Origin of the sequence: Chromohalobacter canadensis (assembly GCF_034479555.1) — a bacterium.
In the GTDB taxonomy this organism is placed as follows: Bacteria; Pseudomonadota; Gammaproteobacteria; order Pseudomonadales; family Halomonadaceae; genus Chromohalobacter; species Chromohalobacter canadensis.
Map to the genome: position 1 here is coordinate 706,621 of NZ_CP140151.1, position 14,192 is coordinate 720,812.

The 14,192-nt window shown below is 61.4% G+C and carries 14 protein-coding genes; 4 read left to right on the forward strand and 10 right to left on the reverse strand.

Going from position 1 to position 14,192, the window contains the following annotated elements; translation table 11 throughout:
* The first annotated feature begins 59 nt into the window (after positions 1-59).
* The 3 genes from cmoA to SR908_RS03415 all read left to right on the forward strand — a co-directional run bounded on the left by cmoA (position 60) and on the right by SR908_RS03415 (position 2,764).
* A complete protein-coding gene (cmoA, locus tag SR908_RS03405; protein WP_246920364.1) occupies positions 60-803 on the forward strand; it encodes a carboxy-S-adenosyl-L-methionine synthase CmoA in 744 nt (247 codons plus the stop codon).
* Positions 796-1,800, forward strand: a complete 1,005-nt coding sequence (cmoB, locus tag SR908_RS03410) for a tRNA 5-methoxyuridine(34)/uridine 5-oxyacetic acid(34) synthase CmoB (protein WP_246920362.1) — start codon at positions 796-798, stop codon at positions 1,798-1,800. The genes cmoA and cmoB overlap by 8 nt, the downstream gene beginning before the upstream one ends.
* 175 nt (positions 1,801-1,975) lie before the next feature.
* Positions 1,976-2,764, forward strand: a complete 789-nt coding sequence (locus tag SR908_RS03415) for an ATP-binding cassette domain-containing protein (protein WP_246920360.1) — start codon at positions 1,976-1,978, stop codon at positions 2,762-2,764.
* 2 nt (positions 2,765-2,766) lie between these two features.
* Here the strand turns inward: SR908_RS03415 and SR908_RS03420 are convergent, their stop codons facing one another.
* The 8 genes from SR908_RS03420 to SR908_RS03455 all read right to left on the reverse strand — a co-directional run bounded on the left by SR908_RS03420 (position 2,767) and on the right by SR908_RS03455 (position 11,255).
* Complete coding sequence (locus tag SR908_RS03420; RefSeq protein WP_246920359.1) at positions 2,767-4,863, reverse strand: LTA synthase family protein; 2,097 nt, start codon at positions 4,861-4,863, stop codon at positions 2,767-2,769.
* 177 nt (positions 4,864-5,040) lie between these two features.
* The gene (epsC, locus tag SR908_RS03425; RefSeq protein ID WP_075368983.1) at positions 5,041-5,952 is read right to left on the reverse strand and encodes a serine O-acetyltransferase EpsC; all 912 of its coding nucleotides are present in this window, start codon (positions 5,950-5,952) and stop codon (positions 5,041-5,043) included.
* 164 nt (positions 5,953-6,116) lie between these two features.
* Entirely contained in the window at positions 6,117-7,559 is a 1,443-nt protein-coding gene (gene cysN, locus SR908_RS03430; protein ID WP_246920356.1) for a sulfate adenylyltransferase subunit CysN, read from the reverse strand.
* Entirely contained in the window at positions 7,559-8,476 is a 918-nt protein-coding gene (gene cysD, locus SR908_RS03435) for a sulfate adenylyltransferase subunit CysD (protein ID WP_246920354.1), read from the reverse strand. The genes cysN and cysD overlap by 1 nt, the downstream gene beginning before the upstream one ends.
* A 168-nt stretch (positions 8,477-8,644) precedes the next feature.
* Complete coding sequence (locus SR908_RS03440; RefSeq protein WP_097023902.1) at positions 8,645-9,367, reverse strand: phosphodiesterase; 723 nt, start codon at positions 9,365-9,367, stop codon at positions 8,645-8,647.
* Positions 9,367-9,813, reverse strand: coding sequence for a DUF1249 domain-containing protein (locus SR908_RS03445; protein WP_097023901.1), 447 nt, complete (start codon positions 9,811-9,813; stop codon positions 9,367-9,369). The genes SR908_RS03440 and SR908_RS03445 overlap by 1 nt, the downstream gene beginning before the upstream one ends.
* A 3-nt stretch (positions 9,814-9,816) precedes the next feature.
* Positions 9,817-10,446, reverse strand: coding sequence for an NUDIX domain-containing protein (locus SR908_RS03450; RefSeq protein WP_246920351.1), 630 nt, complete (start codon positions 10,444-10,446; stop codon positions 9,817-9,819).
* A 125-nt stretch (positions 10,447-10,571) separates the two neighbouring features.
* Complete coding sequence (locus SR908_RS03455) at positions 10,572-11,255, reverse strand: TRAP transporter TatT component family protein (protein WP_246920348.1); 684 nt, start codon at positions 11,253-11,255, stop codon at positions 10,572-10,574.
* Between the two features lie 197 nt (positions 11,256-11,452).
* Between SR908_RS03455 and greB the strand changes: the two genes are divergently transcribed.
* Complete coding sequence (gene greB, locus SR908_RS03460) at positions 11,453-11,992, forward strand: transcription elongation factor GreB (protein ID WP_097023898.1); 540 nt, start codon at positions 11,453-11,455, stop codon at positions 11,990-11,992.
* Positions 11,993-12,173: 181 nt separating this feature from the next.
* Here the strand turns inward: greB and SR908_RS03465 are convergent, their stop codons facing one another.
* Both SR908_RS03465 and SR908_RS03470 read right to left on the reverse strand, forming a co-directional pair.
* A complete protein-coding gene (locus SR908_RS03465) occupies positions 12,174-13,169 on the reverse strand; it encodes a class I SAM-dependent methyltransferase (protein ID WP_246920346.1) in 996 nt (331 codons plus the stop codon).
* Positions 13,166-13,942, reverse strand: coding sequence for a methyltransferase domain-containing protein (locus tag SR908_RS03470; protein ID WP_246920343.1), 777 nt, complete (start codon positions 13,940-13,942; stop codon positions 13,166-13,168). The genes SR908_RS03465 and SR908_RS03470 overlap by 4 nt, the downstream gene beginning before the upstream one ends.
* Between the last annotated feature and the right edge of the window lie 250 nt (positions 13,943-14,192).

The following is a 14,192-nucleotide window of genomic DNA, read 5'->3' on the forward strand; positions in this document are numbered from 1 at the left end:
GGCGCGTACAATGCGCCATTCCCTGTGGCCCCGCCACGCCTCGACTCGATGAGTGCCTCATGAGTGACGCATCTTACCGTGACGCGATCTTTTCGACACCCCTCGACCGGGTGGCTAACTTTTCCTTCGACGAACAGGTCGTCGCCTGCTTCCCCGACATGATTCGTCGCTCGGTACCCGGCTATGGCCAGATACTGGGCATGCTGGGCTTGATCGCCGAACGCCATCTGCGCTTCGGCGCACATGTCTACGACCTGGGCTGCTCACTGGGCGCAGTGAGCCTGGCACTCGCCGGGCGCCTACCGCCGGAGGCCTTCACCCTGACCGGGGTCGACCTGTCACCGACGATGGTCGCCCGAGCGCGCGAAACACTCAGTGAAGAATGCCCCGATCATCGCATCGATATCATCGAAGGCGATATCCGGCACATCGATTACCGACCCGCCGGCATGATCGTGCTCAACTTCACGTTACAATTCTTGCCCCCGGAAGACCGACGAGCGGTCATCGAGCACCTGTACAACGCTCTGGAACCCGGCGGTGTGCTAGTGCTCTCGGAAAAGATCGTGCTGCCCGACGAGCAGGAAAACGCCTGGCTGGTGGAACGCTACCACGATTTCAAGCGCGCCAACGGCTATAGCGACATGGAAATCAGCCAGAAGCGCACCGCGCTGGAAAACGTGCTGGTACCGGATACCCTCGAAGCGCATCACGACCGACTGCGTACCGCCGGCTTTACACGCGTCAACACCTGGTTTCAGTATCTCAATTTCGCCTCGATGGTGGCCTTCAAGGATGCCTGATCGCTTCCCGCTCGACCGCACTCAACGTGCGCTCTTCGATGCCTTCCTCGACCACGGCCTGACCGAATGGGTCGCTCGCTTGCCAGACCAGCTTGCCAACGGCCTGGACCGTCGACGCTTCGGCGACCTGCCCGCTTGGGAAAAGGCCGTCGCCAAACTCCCGGCGCTGCCCGAGTCGCGTGATGTCGCCCTCGACCAGGACAGCGTGCGGGTCGATGTCGCGCTCGACGACAGCCGCCAACGCCAATGCGAGAACCTGCTGCGCAAGTTGATGCCCTGGCGCAAAGGGCCCTATGTGTTGGGCGGACTCCACATCGACACCGAATGGCGTTCGGATTGGAAATGGCAGCGCGTCGCACCGCATCTATCCCCGCTCGAGGGACGCCGCGTGCTGGATGTCGGCGGCGGCAACGGCTACCACGCTTGGCGCATGGCCGGCGCCGGCGCGGCGTTTGTGCTAGTCATCGACCCGTCGCCACGCTTCTATTACCAATTTCAGGCCATACGCCATTTCGTGGGAGATGCCGACGCATGGCGCACGCATTTCCTGCCGGTCGGTATCGAGGACGTCCCCCCGCAACTCGAGGCGTTCGACACCACCTTCTCGATGGGCGTGCTCTACCACCGCTCCTCCCCACTCGAGCATCTAGCGCAACTGCGCGATACGCTGTGCCCCGGCGGCGAACTCGTCCTCGAGACCCTGGTCGTCGAAGGTGACGCGAATACGGTTTTCATGCCCGGCGAGCGCTATGCGGCCATGCCCAACGTATACTTCTTGCCCTCGTCGGCAGCGCTATCCCACTGGCTCGAGCGTTGTGGCTTCGAGGACGTACGAGTCGTCGATGAGGCCCCGACATCGATGGAAGAACAGCGCAGCACCACGTGGATGACGTTCCAGTCGTTGGCCGACTTTCTCGATCCCGAGGATTCGACGTTGACTCTCGAAGGCTATCCGGCGCCACGGCGTGCCGTGCTGGTGGCGCGCAAGCCCGAGTGATGCCTATATTCGACTAACACTTGTATTCGACTAACACTTGTATTCGACTAACGCTTGTATTCGTCTGACACTTGTATCCGTTGACGTTTGCATTCGACTGGCGCTTATTTGGCTTGCTCTCCCTCGGCATGCGAACGATAATGTTTATCATTATCGATGTCGTAGGAGGCCTATCATGCTGTCGCTCTTCAATACGGCCCTCGAGGGAACGCCGCGCCTGCTGCCCTTCACCGATCGTCTGGTACCAGGCGAACTACTCGGCATCTGCGGGCCGCATGGCGCCGGCAAGAGTACCCTGATCGGCTTGCTCGCCGGTCTCTACCGACCCACGCGCGGTAGCATATGCCTCGACGGACAACCTCTGCACTGCTGGCCCAGCACCTACCGCGCCCAACGCATCGCGCATGTCGTCGCACCGCCGCAAAGCCTGGCCGATTGGCGCGTACGCGATCTGGTCGGACTGGGACTGCTGGAGAGTTGCTCACGCGTCACGCAACACGGCGCCAGTTCGCCGCCCTGCCTTCCGCTTGCAGTGGAAACGGCGCTCGCCGCGCTCGATCTACAGGCTCTGGGCGACCAACGCCTGGGAGAACTCGACCCGGCGAATGCTCAACGCGCGATGATCGCGCGCTCGCTGTGCCAAGTCGCGGCGGCGCCCCATTGCCCATTCCGGCAGCGGCGCGATAACGGCATTCTGCTCCTAGACCTTGAGCCTCTGGCACCGATGGAAGAGCAGCGTCTATTAGCCGATCTAGGCGCCGCCTCACGGCGCCACCGCCTGTGCATCGTACCGGTCGTCAGCCAGTGCGACGCGAGTCTCGCGTGCTGTGATCGCGTGTGGTGGATGAACGCTGATGCACGCTGCACCAACGTGACGTCGGCGGTACGCCATGTACTCAGGGTTCAGGTGACCCCGCCGACGGCGGAGACACCTCTCTCGAAAGCGCCGGACGCCACGCCTTGACGTCAATCGGTCTCGGGCGTGTCGGCCTGCAAGGCCTCACGCCGAATGCGCCAGTCTTCCAGTGCCATGCGCGCCTGGGCACGCTGCGCCTGATCCTCCAAGGCGCGTGACGGCGACGCCGTGGCCGCCAACGCGCGATCCTCCAAGTCAGGTGAGTCGTTCGACCAACGATAGTAGGTAGGATCGGTGAGACTCGTCACCGCACCCGCCTCGCTGACCATGACACCCTGCCCGCCATCCTGATGGTTGAATGTCAGTGCCATCGGCGATGCTTGCGGCGTATACAGATCGCGCCCCATCCACGGCACCTGCACGTCGGAAAGCGAATGCGCCCAGAGTGTCGGGAAAATATCCCGATGGCTGGTCCAGTCCTCGACCTGCGCCTCGCCATCACCCCGATAGGCCGGAGGCACCCACATCAGCACCGGCACACCGAATTGATCGAACAAATCATGCGCGTCGGGGTACTGCATGAGGGAGCGGGTATTGTGATCGCCGGTCGCCGCGAACAGCGTATGATCCATCAATCCATCCGCGTCGAGACGGTCGAGAAACCGCCCCATGCTGTCATTGGCATATTGATAGGTCTCGAGGATCGAGGTACCAAACTCGGGCGAGACGGCCAGCTCATCGCCCAGCCGCGAGACATCCAAGGGTGCGGGTTCGTAGTCTTCCGGAATCTTGTACGGCGGATGATTGGTGATCGAGAGCATCACCAGCATCAGCTTCTCGTCGTTGGCCTCGGCCTCTTTCAGAAGCTCTTCGCCATAACGGAACATCCACTCATCGAAGAGTCCCCAGGTGCTACCCTCGGCATCAGGGAAGCGCTCGCGTATCGCGCTCTCTCCCAGCACCTCGTCGAAGCCTTGGCGCTTGAGTGCACCATCGAGATTACGCCACTGCGCCGAGCCCGAGGTCAAAAAGACAGTGTGATAACCCGCGCGCTCATAAGGCAACACCGTCGACGTCGAATACTGACGATAGCCATAACGACTTTGCGTCAACGGGCTGATCGGCGTGTCGAACAGTAGCCCCTCCAGGGAGGGATGCGTGCCGTTCTCGGCCGATAGTGCATGCGGGAAATAATCTGCCTTTTCCTGCATCCAGGGACGCAAGTGGCCCAGCAGATCGTTGTCTTCGGCGTCGTCGAAATCCAGCGGGTGACGCCCCCAGCTCTCCATCAAACTGAACACGACATGCGGCGGTTTATCTTTTTCAGCGGATCGCGCGGGAGTCGTCTCGGTCATGTGGTCGAAAACCGCCTGCGGAGTATCGGCCTGCGACCAACCGAGCACTTCTGCCGCCGCCATGGGCGAGCTGAATCCATAACGCGCCAAGCCCGACTGAGGATCGTCGCCAATCTGATTGACCTGACGCTCCTTCCAGGCGAGATAAAGCGCCTGCGGTCCACTGGGCACCAAATCGTTGACAAAGGCACTCGACGACACCGCCATGTGCATCTCGCGCAAGGGAAAGGTCCCCAGAGTGCCACGCCCCAACCCAATCAACGCCACCCAGGAAACGACCACCAACAAGGTGGCCCGACGCCAGCCTAGCCGACGCCGTTCTTGTCGGTGGCCGTGCCGCATCAAGGCGACTTGGATTCCCGTCATGCCGGTCAAGGCAATCAGCAAGGAGAAAAAGGGATAATCACTCCAGATCGTTTCCAGTACCGCCTGGGTATCGTCTTCGAACAACCCGAATATCAGCGAGTTGATCGGGCCCTGATAAAAGGTGAAGAAGAAATGATTGATCAACGCCAAGAGATTGATCAACACCATGATGGCAATGGCCCAGACTGGCCATAGGCGACGCCAGCCCGCTATAAAAACCCGCGGCAAGGGTAGCAGCGCCGTCGCCACCACCAGCCATGGCCCCAGGAGAATCGCCATGATCTTGGCGTCGAAGCGTAATCCCATCCAGAAGGCCTGAAATATCTCGACACCCGGCACTTCCAGGGAAGACGGCGCGTTCAGTTGCCACAGCAAGACACGCATCAAGGTCAGGGTCACTGCCCCGATGAGCCCTAGCCGCCACAGTTGACGGTTCATTTCGCGCCAGTGCTGCCAACGCGAAACGGTCACGGAATCTTTATACATATGTCATCCAAGCCTGATAAGCGCGCACACTATACCGACCTTGGACGCCGCTGACGACACGTTAGCGGGCTAATGAGAAATAAAAGGTAAGAGGTATCAGCGGGAAAAGAGGCGCTTTCACAAACGACGACGCGCGGCCGAAACCGCGCGTCGCAATATAGACTGGCTCTCTTAGTCTTACGGACACGGCCCGCTTTGCAGGTTGGCCTGAGTCACGTTGCTGCCCGGCTCCACACTACGCGTGAGCCACACGTTGCCCCCAATGATCGAGCCCTTGCCGATGGTGATCCGCCCCAAAATGGTCGCCCCGGCGTAGACGACCACATCGTCCTCGACGATGGGGTGGCGCGGCAGGCCTTTTTCCAGATGGCCGCGCTCATCCGATGGAAAGCGCTTGGCCCCAAGCGTCACGGCCTGATAGAGACGCACGTTATTGCCAATGATCGCGGTTTCACCGATGACCACGCCAGTGCCATGGTCGATGAAGAAACCCTCGCCGATAGTGGCTCCCGGATGGATGTCGATGCCCGTATCCGAATGCGCGATTTCCGCGATCATCCGCGCCAGCAACGAAAGATCCTCCTGGTAAAAATAGCTGGCGATACGGTGATGGATGACCGCATGCACCCCCGGATAGCACAACAACACCTCATCGACGCTGCGCGCCGCCGGATCGCCATGGTAGGCCGCCATCACATCGGCATCGAGGCGGCGACGGAGCTCGGGCAGGTCAGCCGCGAAACCCTGCACGATCTCCACCGCACGCGCCTGGGTATCACCGGCATCGTGTCCCAATTGCCGGGCGATGTACTTCAGCTCCAGGCACACTTCGTGGCATAGCGCATTGAGGGTGGCATCCAGCGTATGGCCGACGTAGAAGTCCTCGCTCTCGCGGCGCAGGTCACTAGGGCCGAGACGCATCGGAAACAACGCTCCGATCAAGTCGTCGGTAATGACACGAATGGCACTCCGTGACGGCAGTTCACGACAGCCACGCTCGCGCGAGCGTCCATGACGCTCGCGCCAGGTTTCGCGCGTGGCTCTCAACTGCGTCACGATTTCCTCAAGCTGCCAATCGACGTTATGCATACCTCACCGTGTCCTCAATGAATACGAGTGACTCATGATAAGCCGCCTCATGGTCGAGTGCGACCTCGATACCGCGGACTTACATCACTCAGCGCCAAACCCAATGCAAAAATGCCCTTCCCCGCAGTCGGGAAAGGGCATGCAGTACACCGGGCAACCGCAGCTCAGTGCCCTAATAGCGAGCGGACGTCTTTCGCTTCCCAGTGCGGGAAATGCTTACGGACCAAGGCATTGAGCTCTATCTCGAAGGCTTGCCAATCCACCTCGCCATTACTCGTACCGGTGCCTTTGGCCGCACCACGTACCATACCCGCGCCCACGGTGACGTTGGTCAGTCGATCGATGACGATGAAGCTACCGGTACCGGGACTCACACGGTAATCGTCTACCGGCAGCGTGCCGGCGACTTCGATGCGGCAGCGGCCGATGGCGTTTAGCCCCAGGCTGTCGGCACGGTAGTGCTCAAGCGTGTTGACGTCGATCTGGTAGTCGATCTGGCTCACCTTGCCGGCCAGATCCCGGGTGGAAAGCTTGAGATCGTAGAGCCGACCGGTCTCGAGAGCGGTGTCGTGCATCCACACGATGTCCGCCTCGAAGGCGTCCGCCAGCGGCACCTCAGCGTCGGCGGCAACCAGCCAATCGCCGCGCGAGATGTCGATCTCATCCTCAAGGGTGACGGTGATCGCCTGCCCCGGATAGGCCACCTCAAGGTCGCCGTCGAAGGTGACGATGCGCGACACCGTGGAGTGCTTGCCAGAGGGCAGCACTTTGACCGCCTGCCCGGGGCGCAGGATACCGGCCTCGAGCGTGCCGCAGTAACCGCGGAAATCGAGGTGCGGGCGGTTGACGTACTGTACCGGCAGCCGCAGATCCGTCAGGTTCCGGTCGTGGGCGACCTCGACGGTCTCGAGCAGTTCGAGCAACGGCGTCCCCGGTTGTCCATCGACGGTGTACCAGGGCATGTTCTCGCTACGATTGACGACATTGTCGCCTTCCAGCGCGGACAGCGGCACGAAGTGGATGTCCGGCGCGTTGAGCTTGGCGGCAAATTCGCGATACTCGGCGACGATCTCGTCGAAACGCGCCTGGGAGTAGTCGACCAGGTCCATCTTGTTGACCGCGATCACCAGGTGCTGGATGCCCAGCAGGTCGGCAATGAAGCTGTGCCGCCGGGTCTGGGTCTGCACGCCGTGACGGGCATCGATCAGGATCACCGCGAGGCTGGCCGTGGAGGCGCCGGTGGCCATGTTGCGGGTGTACTGCTCGTGCCCCGGCGTGTCGGCGATGATGAACTTGCGCTTGTCGGTAGAGAAATACCGGTACGCGACATCGATGGTGATGCCCTGCTCACGCTCGGACTGCAAGCCGTCGACGAGCAGCGCCAGGTCGACCTGGTCGCCGGTGGTGCCGCTGGTCTTGGAGGCCTGCGTGATGGCCGCGAGCTGATCTTCGTAGATCATCTTGGAGTCGTGCAGCAAGCGCCCGATCAGGGTCGACTTGCCGTCGTCGACGCTCCCGCAGGTAATGAAGCGCAAAAGGTCCTTGTTCTCATGCTCCTGCAGGTAGGACTCGATATCGTCGGCGATCAGCGATGACTGGTGTGACATTAAAAGTACCCTTCGCGTTTTTTACGCTCCATGGACCCCGCCTGGTCCTTATCGATGGCGCGGCCTGAGCGTTCGCTGGTCTTGGTCAGCAGCATTTCCTGGATGATCTCGGGCAACGTGTCGGCTTTCGATTCCACCGCACCGGTAAGCGGGTAGCAGCCCAGTGTACGGAAACGCACCCACTTCTCCTCGGGGACCTCGCCGTCTTCCAGCGGCATGCGATCATCGTCGACCATGATCCACGTGCCGTCGCGCTCGACCACCGGGCGCGAGGCGGCGTAGTACAACGGGACGATGGGGATCGATTCCAGATAGATGTACTGCCAGATATCCAGCTCGGTCCAGTTGGAAAGCGGGAAGACGCGGATCGACTCGCCCTTGTTGATCTTGCCGTTGTAGATGCTCCACAGCTCCGGACGCTGGTTCTTGGGGTCCCAGCGGTGATGCTTGTCGCGGAAGGAGTAGACGCGCTCTTTGGCGCGCGAGGCTTCCTCGTCGCGACGCGCGCCGCCGAAGGCAGCATCGAAGCCGTGTTTGTCCAGCGCCTGCTTGAGCGCCTGGGTTTTCATGATGTCGGTATGCTTGGCACTCCCGTGATCGAACGGGTTGATGCCCGCCTCGACGCCTTCCTGGTTGATATGCTCGATCAACTCCATGCCCACCTCGTCCGCCATGCGGTCGCGAAACTCGATCATCTCGCGGAATTTCCAGGTGGTGTTGACGTGCATCAACGGGAACGGAGGCGTGCCGGGATAGAACGCCTTGCGCGCCAGGTGCAGCATCACCGACGAATCCTTGCCGATGGAGTACAACATCACCGGGTTGGCGAATTCGGCAGCCACCTCGCGGATGATATGGATCGACTCCGCCTCAAGCTGCTTCAAATGAGTTTGGCGTTCGGGTGAGATTTCAGACATCTGAAAACCTTGGTTTTTAGGAACAGTCGTTGAGACAAGCTGGAAGCTCGTGGCCCGCCGCTCTACGCGTCATGGCGCTCACGGTACCCAGAGACACATGATAACGTCAAAGAATTAAGAACTATCTTTTAAGTACACAAAAGAATAAAGCTGCAAGAACGCCCCAGGTCATGGATCGACGCGCTCGACCCAGGTCGACAACCGTTGCCCTTGCAGATCGATGATCCGAAAACCGGGGCGAGACGCTTCATCGAGCGTGAAATCGTCTCGCCGGGGAAGAAACTGATCGGCAGTAGCGGGACAACCGTAAACGGCAATGTCGCCATGCCGTGCCGCAAAGGCCTGGTGAATATGTCCACATAGCACCGCCCGCACCTGGCCATAGGCGGCCAGCGTCTGCCATAGCGCCTCACGGTCCGCCAGGCCCAGCGCATCCATCCACGCCGAGCCGATTTCCAGCGGTGGGTGGTGCATGGCCAGCAACGTGGGACGGTCGTCTTCCTCGAGGCGCGCGGCAAGGTCCTGCAAGGCAGCTTGGCCCAACTCTCCACCCGCCTGGCCGGGAACGCGGGAATCCAGCAGCAGTAGCCGCCACTCGCCGAGATCGAGTTCATCATGGAAAGGATGCAGCTCCTCCATGAATTCGGGGTGGTCGTGATTGCCGGTCATCCAGAACCATGGGCACTCGAATTCAGCGAAGACCTCGAAGGCATGGCGGTACGCGGCCGGGGATTCATCATGGCCGATATCGCCGCTGACCAGCACGATATCCGGGCGCAACCGCCGCGCCTGGGCGACGACAGCACGCAACTGACGTAGCGGGTACCCGATGCGCGAGCGCGCCTCGGGATTGGCACAGAGATGACAATCGCTGATCTGGATCAGGCGCATCAAGGCAGCTCCGGCACGTCCACGGTCAGCCCGTGGGCCAACCCATGTTCCAACCACTCGCCCAAGAAACGATTGAGCTGGAGTTTTTCGTCGGGCTGATGCATGCGTGCGTTGGGATAGCGATACCGGCCATGAAAATGCCGTTGGCGCTGAAAGTCGGTAACTTCCGCCATACGCGCATCGTGATACAAATGCACGCGCATGCGCGGTGACTCGATGATGCCGTCCAGCACACCACTCTGCGAGACACGGCAAATGGTGGTGTAAGGCGCACATTCGAGCACTTCCAACCACAGCGAGCCAAAGCGGCGATGCTCACTGGCCAGAGCGACCTCGCGTGTTTCTCCGGCGCCCATGTCACCGAGCAGCCGGCTCAGCCGCAGGTAGTTGGCCGTGCACTCGCCTTGCAGGGACTTGAGGTCGTTAACATATGCCGCTTTCGCCATCCTCTACCTCCTTGCCCGTAGCGAGGCGCGCTCACGCACCAGCCAATTCAACGCGATCAGAGACATCGCGTTATCGATGACACCTTGCTCGAGCAGTGCCCAGGTCTGGGCAAAAGTGAGTACGTGAACCTGAATGTCTTCGTTTTCGCTCTCGAGACCGTGCACGCCCCCCACACCATCGCTATCCACCAACCCGCAGAACAATGTGACCCTCTCGGTGCAGGCGCCGGGGCTCGGATAATACGTATACAGTTCGATCAACTCGCCGATCTCACAGCCCGCCTCTTCCATGGATTCACGGCGGGCGACCTCGGCGCCAGTCTCGCCTGCGTCGACCAACCCCGCCACGGGCTCCAGCTTCCAGGGGCTGAGCGGATCGTCCAACGCACCGGCACGTATCTGCTCGACGTGCACCACGCAATCACGCTGCGGATCGTAAAGCAGCACACCGACCGCGTCGTGACGCACATGGACTTCGCGGATGACCCGCTCGCTCCATCGACCGTCAAAACGGCGATGCCGATAGTGACGCCGCTCAAGACTAAAAAATCCCGACTGCAGCGTTTCATCGAAGCGCTCCTCGACCGACTCATGCGCGTAACGCGGCTTGTAAGGATGAGCCTGTTCAGTCATGACGCCTCCTGACAGTAAAGCCATGCACGAGGCGACACGGTGCAAGGCGCGTCGTCCCGATACACGGGCACATTGCGCCTCATTATCCCGACGCGGCATGGCGATGCCAACCGCGCCGCGCTCTTCTATGACAATTCGTCCAATAGCCGCCGCGCTTTCTCTCGCAACGCCTCGTCAGAATCGCGCCCCTCGCGGGCCTGTCCATCGACGGCCTGCTGCGCGTGGCGACGTGCCTCGGCACGACGCCCCTCGTCACGGAGATACGTGGCATAGAAGTAATGAGTGTCGATGCCATCGCCGCGAATTTCCAGCGCGCGACTCAGCAGTTCACCGGCCTTGTCGTCATCGCCGAACGATACTGGCCAACCCGGCGCACGATCATAAAGCGCCCCCAACGTCACATAGGCGGCGCCGTCATCCCCGCGCGGGTCGAGCTCGATGGCACGTTCCAGCGCCTTGCGTGCGCGCGTCGCCAGATCAAGCGCCCCGAGGCCGCCCTTGGCCTTGGCGTACGAGGCAAGAATCGCGCCTTCGGCCGTCAACACATGTGCGTTGTCGGGATGCGCCTCGGCGAGTGCATCGGCTTCTTCCGCCAGGCTTGCCAATGCCTTTTCCTGTGCCGCGCCCTGCATGCCATACTCCACGTTTCCCCAACGCGACATCAGCGGATACACACCATCCGGCGAGGCGTCGGCCCAGGCCAGAGCGCTACTGAGCGCACCGATCAATGCGGCGCACAAGACAACATGAAGACGTGCCGGTACGAGGCGGCGTCGACGGCATGCTTCCGCAAAATAACGAACCTGCATGGCGACCTCCTGGCGTGATGCACCATTGTGATAATAGGTATGTTCACTCGCCCTAAAATGTAACGAACGTTTGAATTAATCGCTAAGTCGATTCGTCGTAGTTCGAGTCGTAGTGCCGACAAGCCCTGCACCAGGCAGTGGGGTTGGCGTACCGGCAAGGCTTGCGTAGGGTGATCACTCCACGTCTGGAGGTAGGCATGAAAGGCCGCAACATGACCCGCTGGCGCGACCCTGCCAAGGACCCGCGCCAGGAAAAGAAGAGCCCGCTGATCACGGCACAAGGCTATGCCCGACTCAAGGGCATCCATGAGCATCTTTCCCGCGTCAAACGCCCCGCGCTTTCCACCAAGGTGGGCGAAGCCGCCGCCCAGGGGGACCGCAGCGAGAACGCCGACTACACCTATAACAAGAAAGAGCTCAACCGTGTCATCGCGCGCATCCGCTATCTCGGCAAGCGCCTGGATGAGGTTCAGGTCGTCGACCGCCTGCCCGCCGATACCTCACGGATATACTTCGGTGCCTATGTCACGCTCGAGGATGAACACGGCGAGGAACTGGCAATTCGCATCGTGGGTCACGACGAAACCGACACCGACAAGCACTGGGTCAGCGTCGACGCCCCGCTCGCCCGAGCCTTGCTGGGCAAAGGGCTCGACGAGGACGTCACCGTCAACGCCCCGGCCGGCGACACCACCTACGTGATCACGGACATCGCCTACGCCGATCCCGATGCCTAAGTTCTTTTCTGAAAAGTGCCTCGGATGTGCTGAATAAATCGTCGAGCAGAATGAATCGGAACGGCGCCCCGTCGCAAGGCGCCCGGAGCACAGAAGGCGAGACATAACATGGGGTTAGGCGAGCCTTCGAGCACCGCGTAACGCGGCGATTCGTCTGTGCAGACATTTATGCAGTGCTTCCCTAACGCTTGATGGCGCGATATACACGAAACCGCCGATCATCGGCGAGCACCGTGAAATCACCGAAAGCCTCTTCCAGCAAGCGGGGATACGGCAGGAAGGCGTTGGCCACCAGGATTAGACAGCCACCCCGTACCAGTTTGTCGGGCGCCTCGCGTATCAAGCGCGCCGCCGGGCCGTAGTCGATGGCACGCTCCTGATGAAAAGGCGGGTTACTGACGATGGCATCGAATTTTCCCGCCACTTCGCTGTAGACATCGCTCTGCCACGCCTCCCCCGCCACCTGATTGGCTTCGAGTGTGCGACGCGTCGCGGCCACCGCGAAGGCGTTGAGATCCACCGCCGAGACGCTTGCGCCTCTTACGCTGAGCCAGGCGGCGAGAATGCCGTCACCGCATCCCATATCAAGTAGGTGACGCCCCGCTGGGTCGCCGAGGGCGTCGGGCAACGTCTCGAGCAACAAGCGTGTGCCGTCGTCGAGCTTGCCGTGACCGAACACGCCGGGATGACTCGCCACGCTGAGTCCGGCAGCCTCGAACGTTGTCCAGGCCGCCTCCGGCGACAGCGATAACGCCGCCGTACGCGTGGCGTAAAGCGTACAGCGCCGCGCGCTATCCACCTTGCGACACCCCAGCCCCAGCGCGGCCAACGATTTGAGCACACGCTTGACGCCCCCTTGATGTTCGCCGACAACCTGTAGCGGCGTGCCTTCGGGCAACACCGCGCACAGCGCCAGCAGCCACCACTCGCCTAGCGCATGTGTCTTGGGCCAGAACAGCACGGCCCCCGCAACCGGCGTTTCCAGCACCGGCGCGAGACCGTCGTAAACCCGGTTTCCACGCGCTCGCCATGCCTGACAAATCGCCGCATCCGCGCTCCACACGCTGCCGCCGTTCGTTTCCAGCCAGGCATCGTGAGGCGGCGCGACCCACAACCAATCGCGATAATCATGGGACTGACGGGCCAGCAACTGGCAAGGGGGCGTCTCCGCACTCATGACACGGTCTCCGGTTTGTACAGGGTGTAGTGCAGATAACGTCCCAGGCGCCAGTGCGGTTCCTGCTGACAATAACGGCGCTCGAGTTCGATGACCTTCTCGAGCTGCGCCGGCGCGGGGTGGCGCTCCCAAAGGTAGTCGTGAAAGATACGCACTCCCGCCACTGCCGCGACCGACAGGCCTTCCGCCGTACACCATGTGCGTATCTGGGCATCGGTGAGCGGAGAGATCGGCGTCAGACGCTGGCGTTTCCCGAGCCCTTCCAGCCGATCATCGAGTGCCTTGTCCAGGTTGCCCTTGATCACGTTGGAGAACCGCAATGCATCGCGGTTGAAGACCATCAACGACAGATATCCACCCGGCGCCAGCAGCGTGGCGAGTTGTGCGAAGGCAGCCTCTGGCGTGGCCAACCACTCCAGAACCGCGTGGCACACGATCAGGCCCCACGGCCCCGGCGTGCGTTCGGGAAGCGTCTGCCAGGTGGCATCGACGGGCGTGACAGCCAGATCGCCCATGCACGCGATGGCGCGTTCGCGCATGTCCTGCGAGGGCTCGACCATGGTGACCGTATGGCCACGTTGCGCTAGCCATATGCTCATTTGACCCAGGCCCGCGCCCACATCCAGCGCGGACCGACCATCGGTGGGCAATTCACTCGGTAACACGTGCCCCAGTACCGCCAGACGAATCGCACCTCGCGGCGTCCCGTAGAGGCTACGTTCAAACTTGTCGGCCAAGCCGTCGAAAATCCGGTCGTTGGTGACCAATGGCATCCCCTACTCATCCAGCCCGCCTAAAATGTCGGCGAATGAAGACACTTTTCCGCTCAAAGCCTGGCACTGGAATGTAAAAAAGGAGTAGTCTATCGCTGCTGGCCGTACGCCTCCAGCCCAGACCAGACGGGGCTTTCACGCACGGCGCACGGCGTCGATTCAACACGCATGACGCCACTTGATCGCGCACCGGCCGGTGGCCGGCGAAATAGCGCCATTCCCACGCTTTCGCGTGGATGTCGTAGAGGAC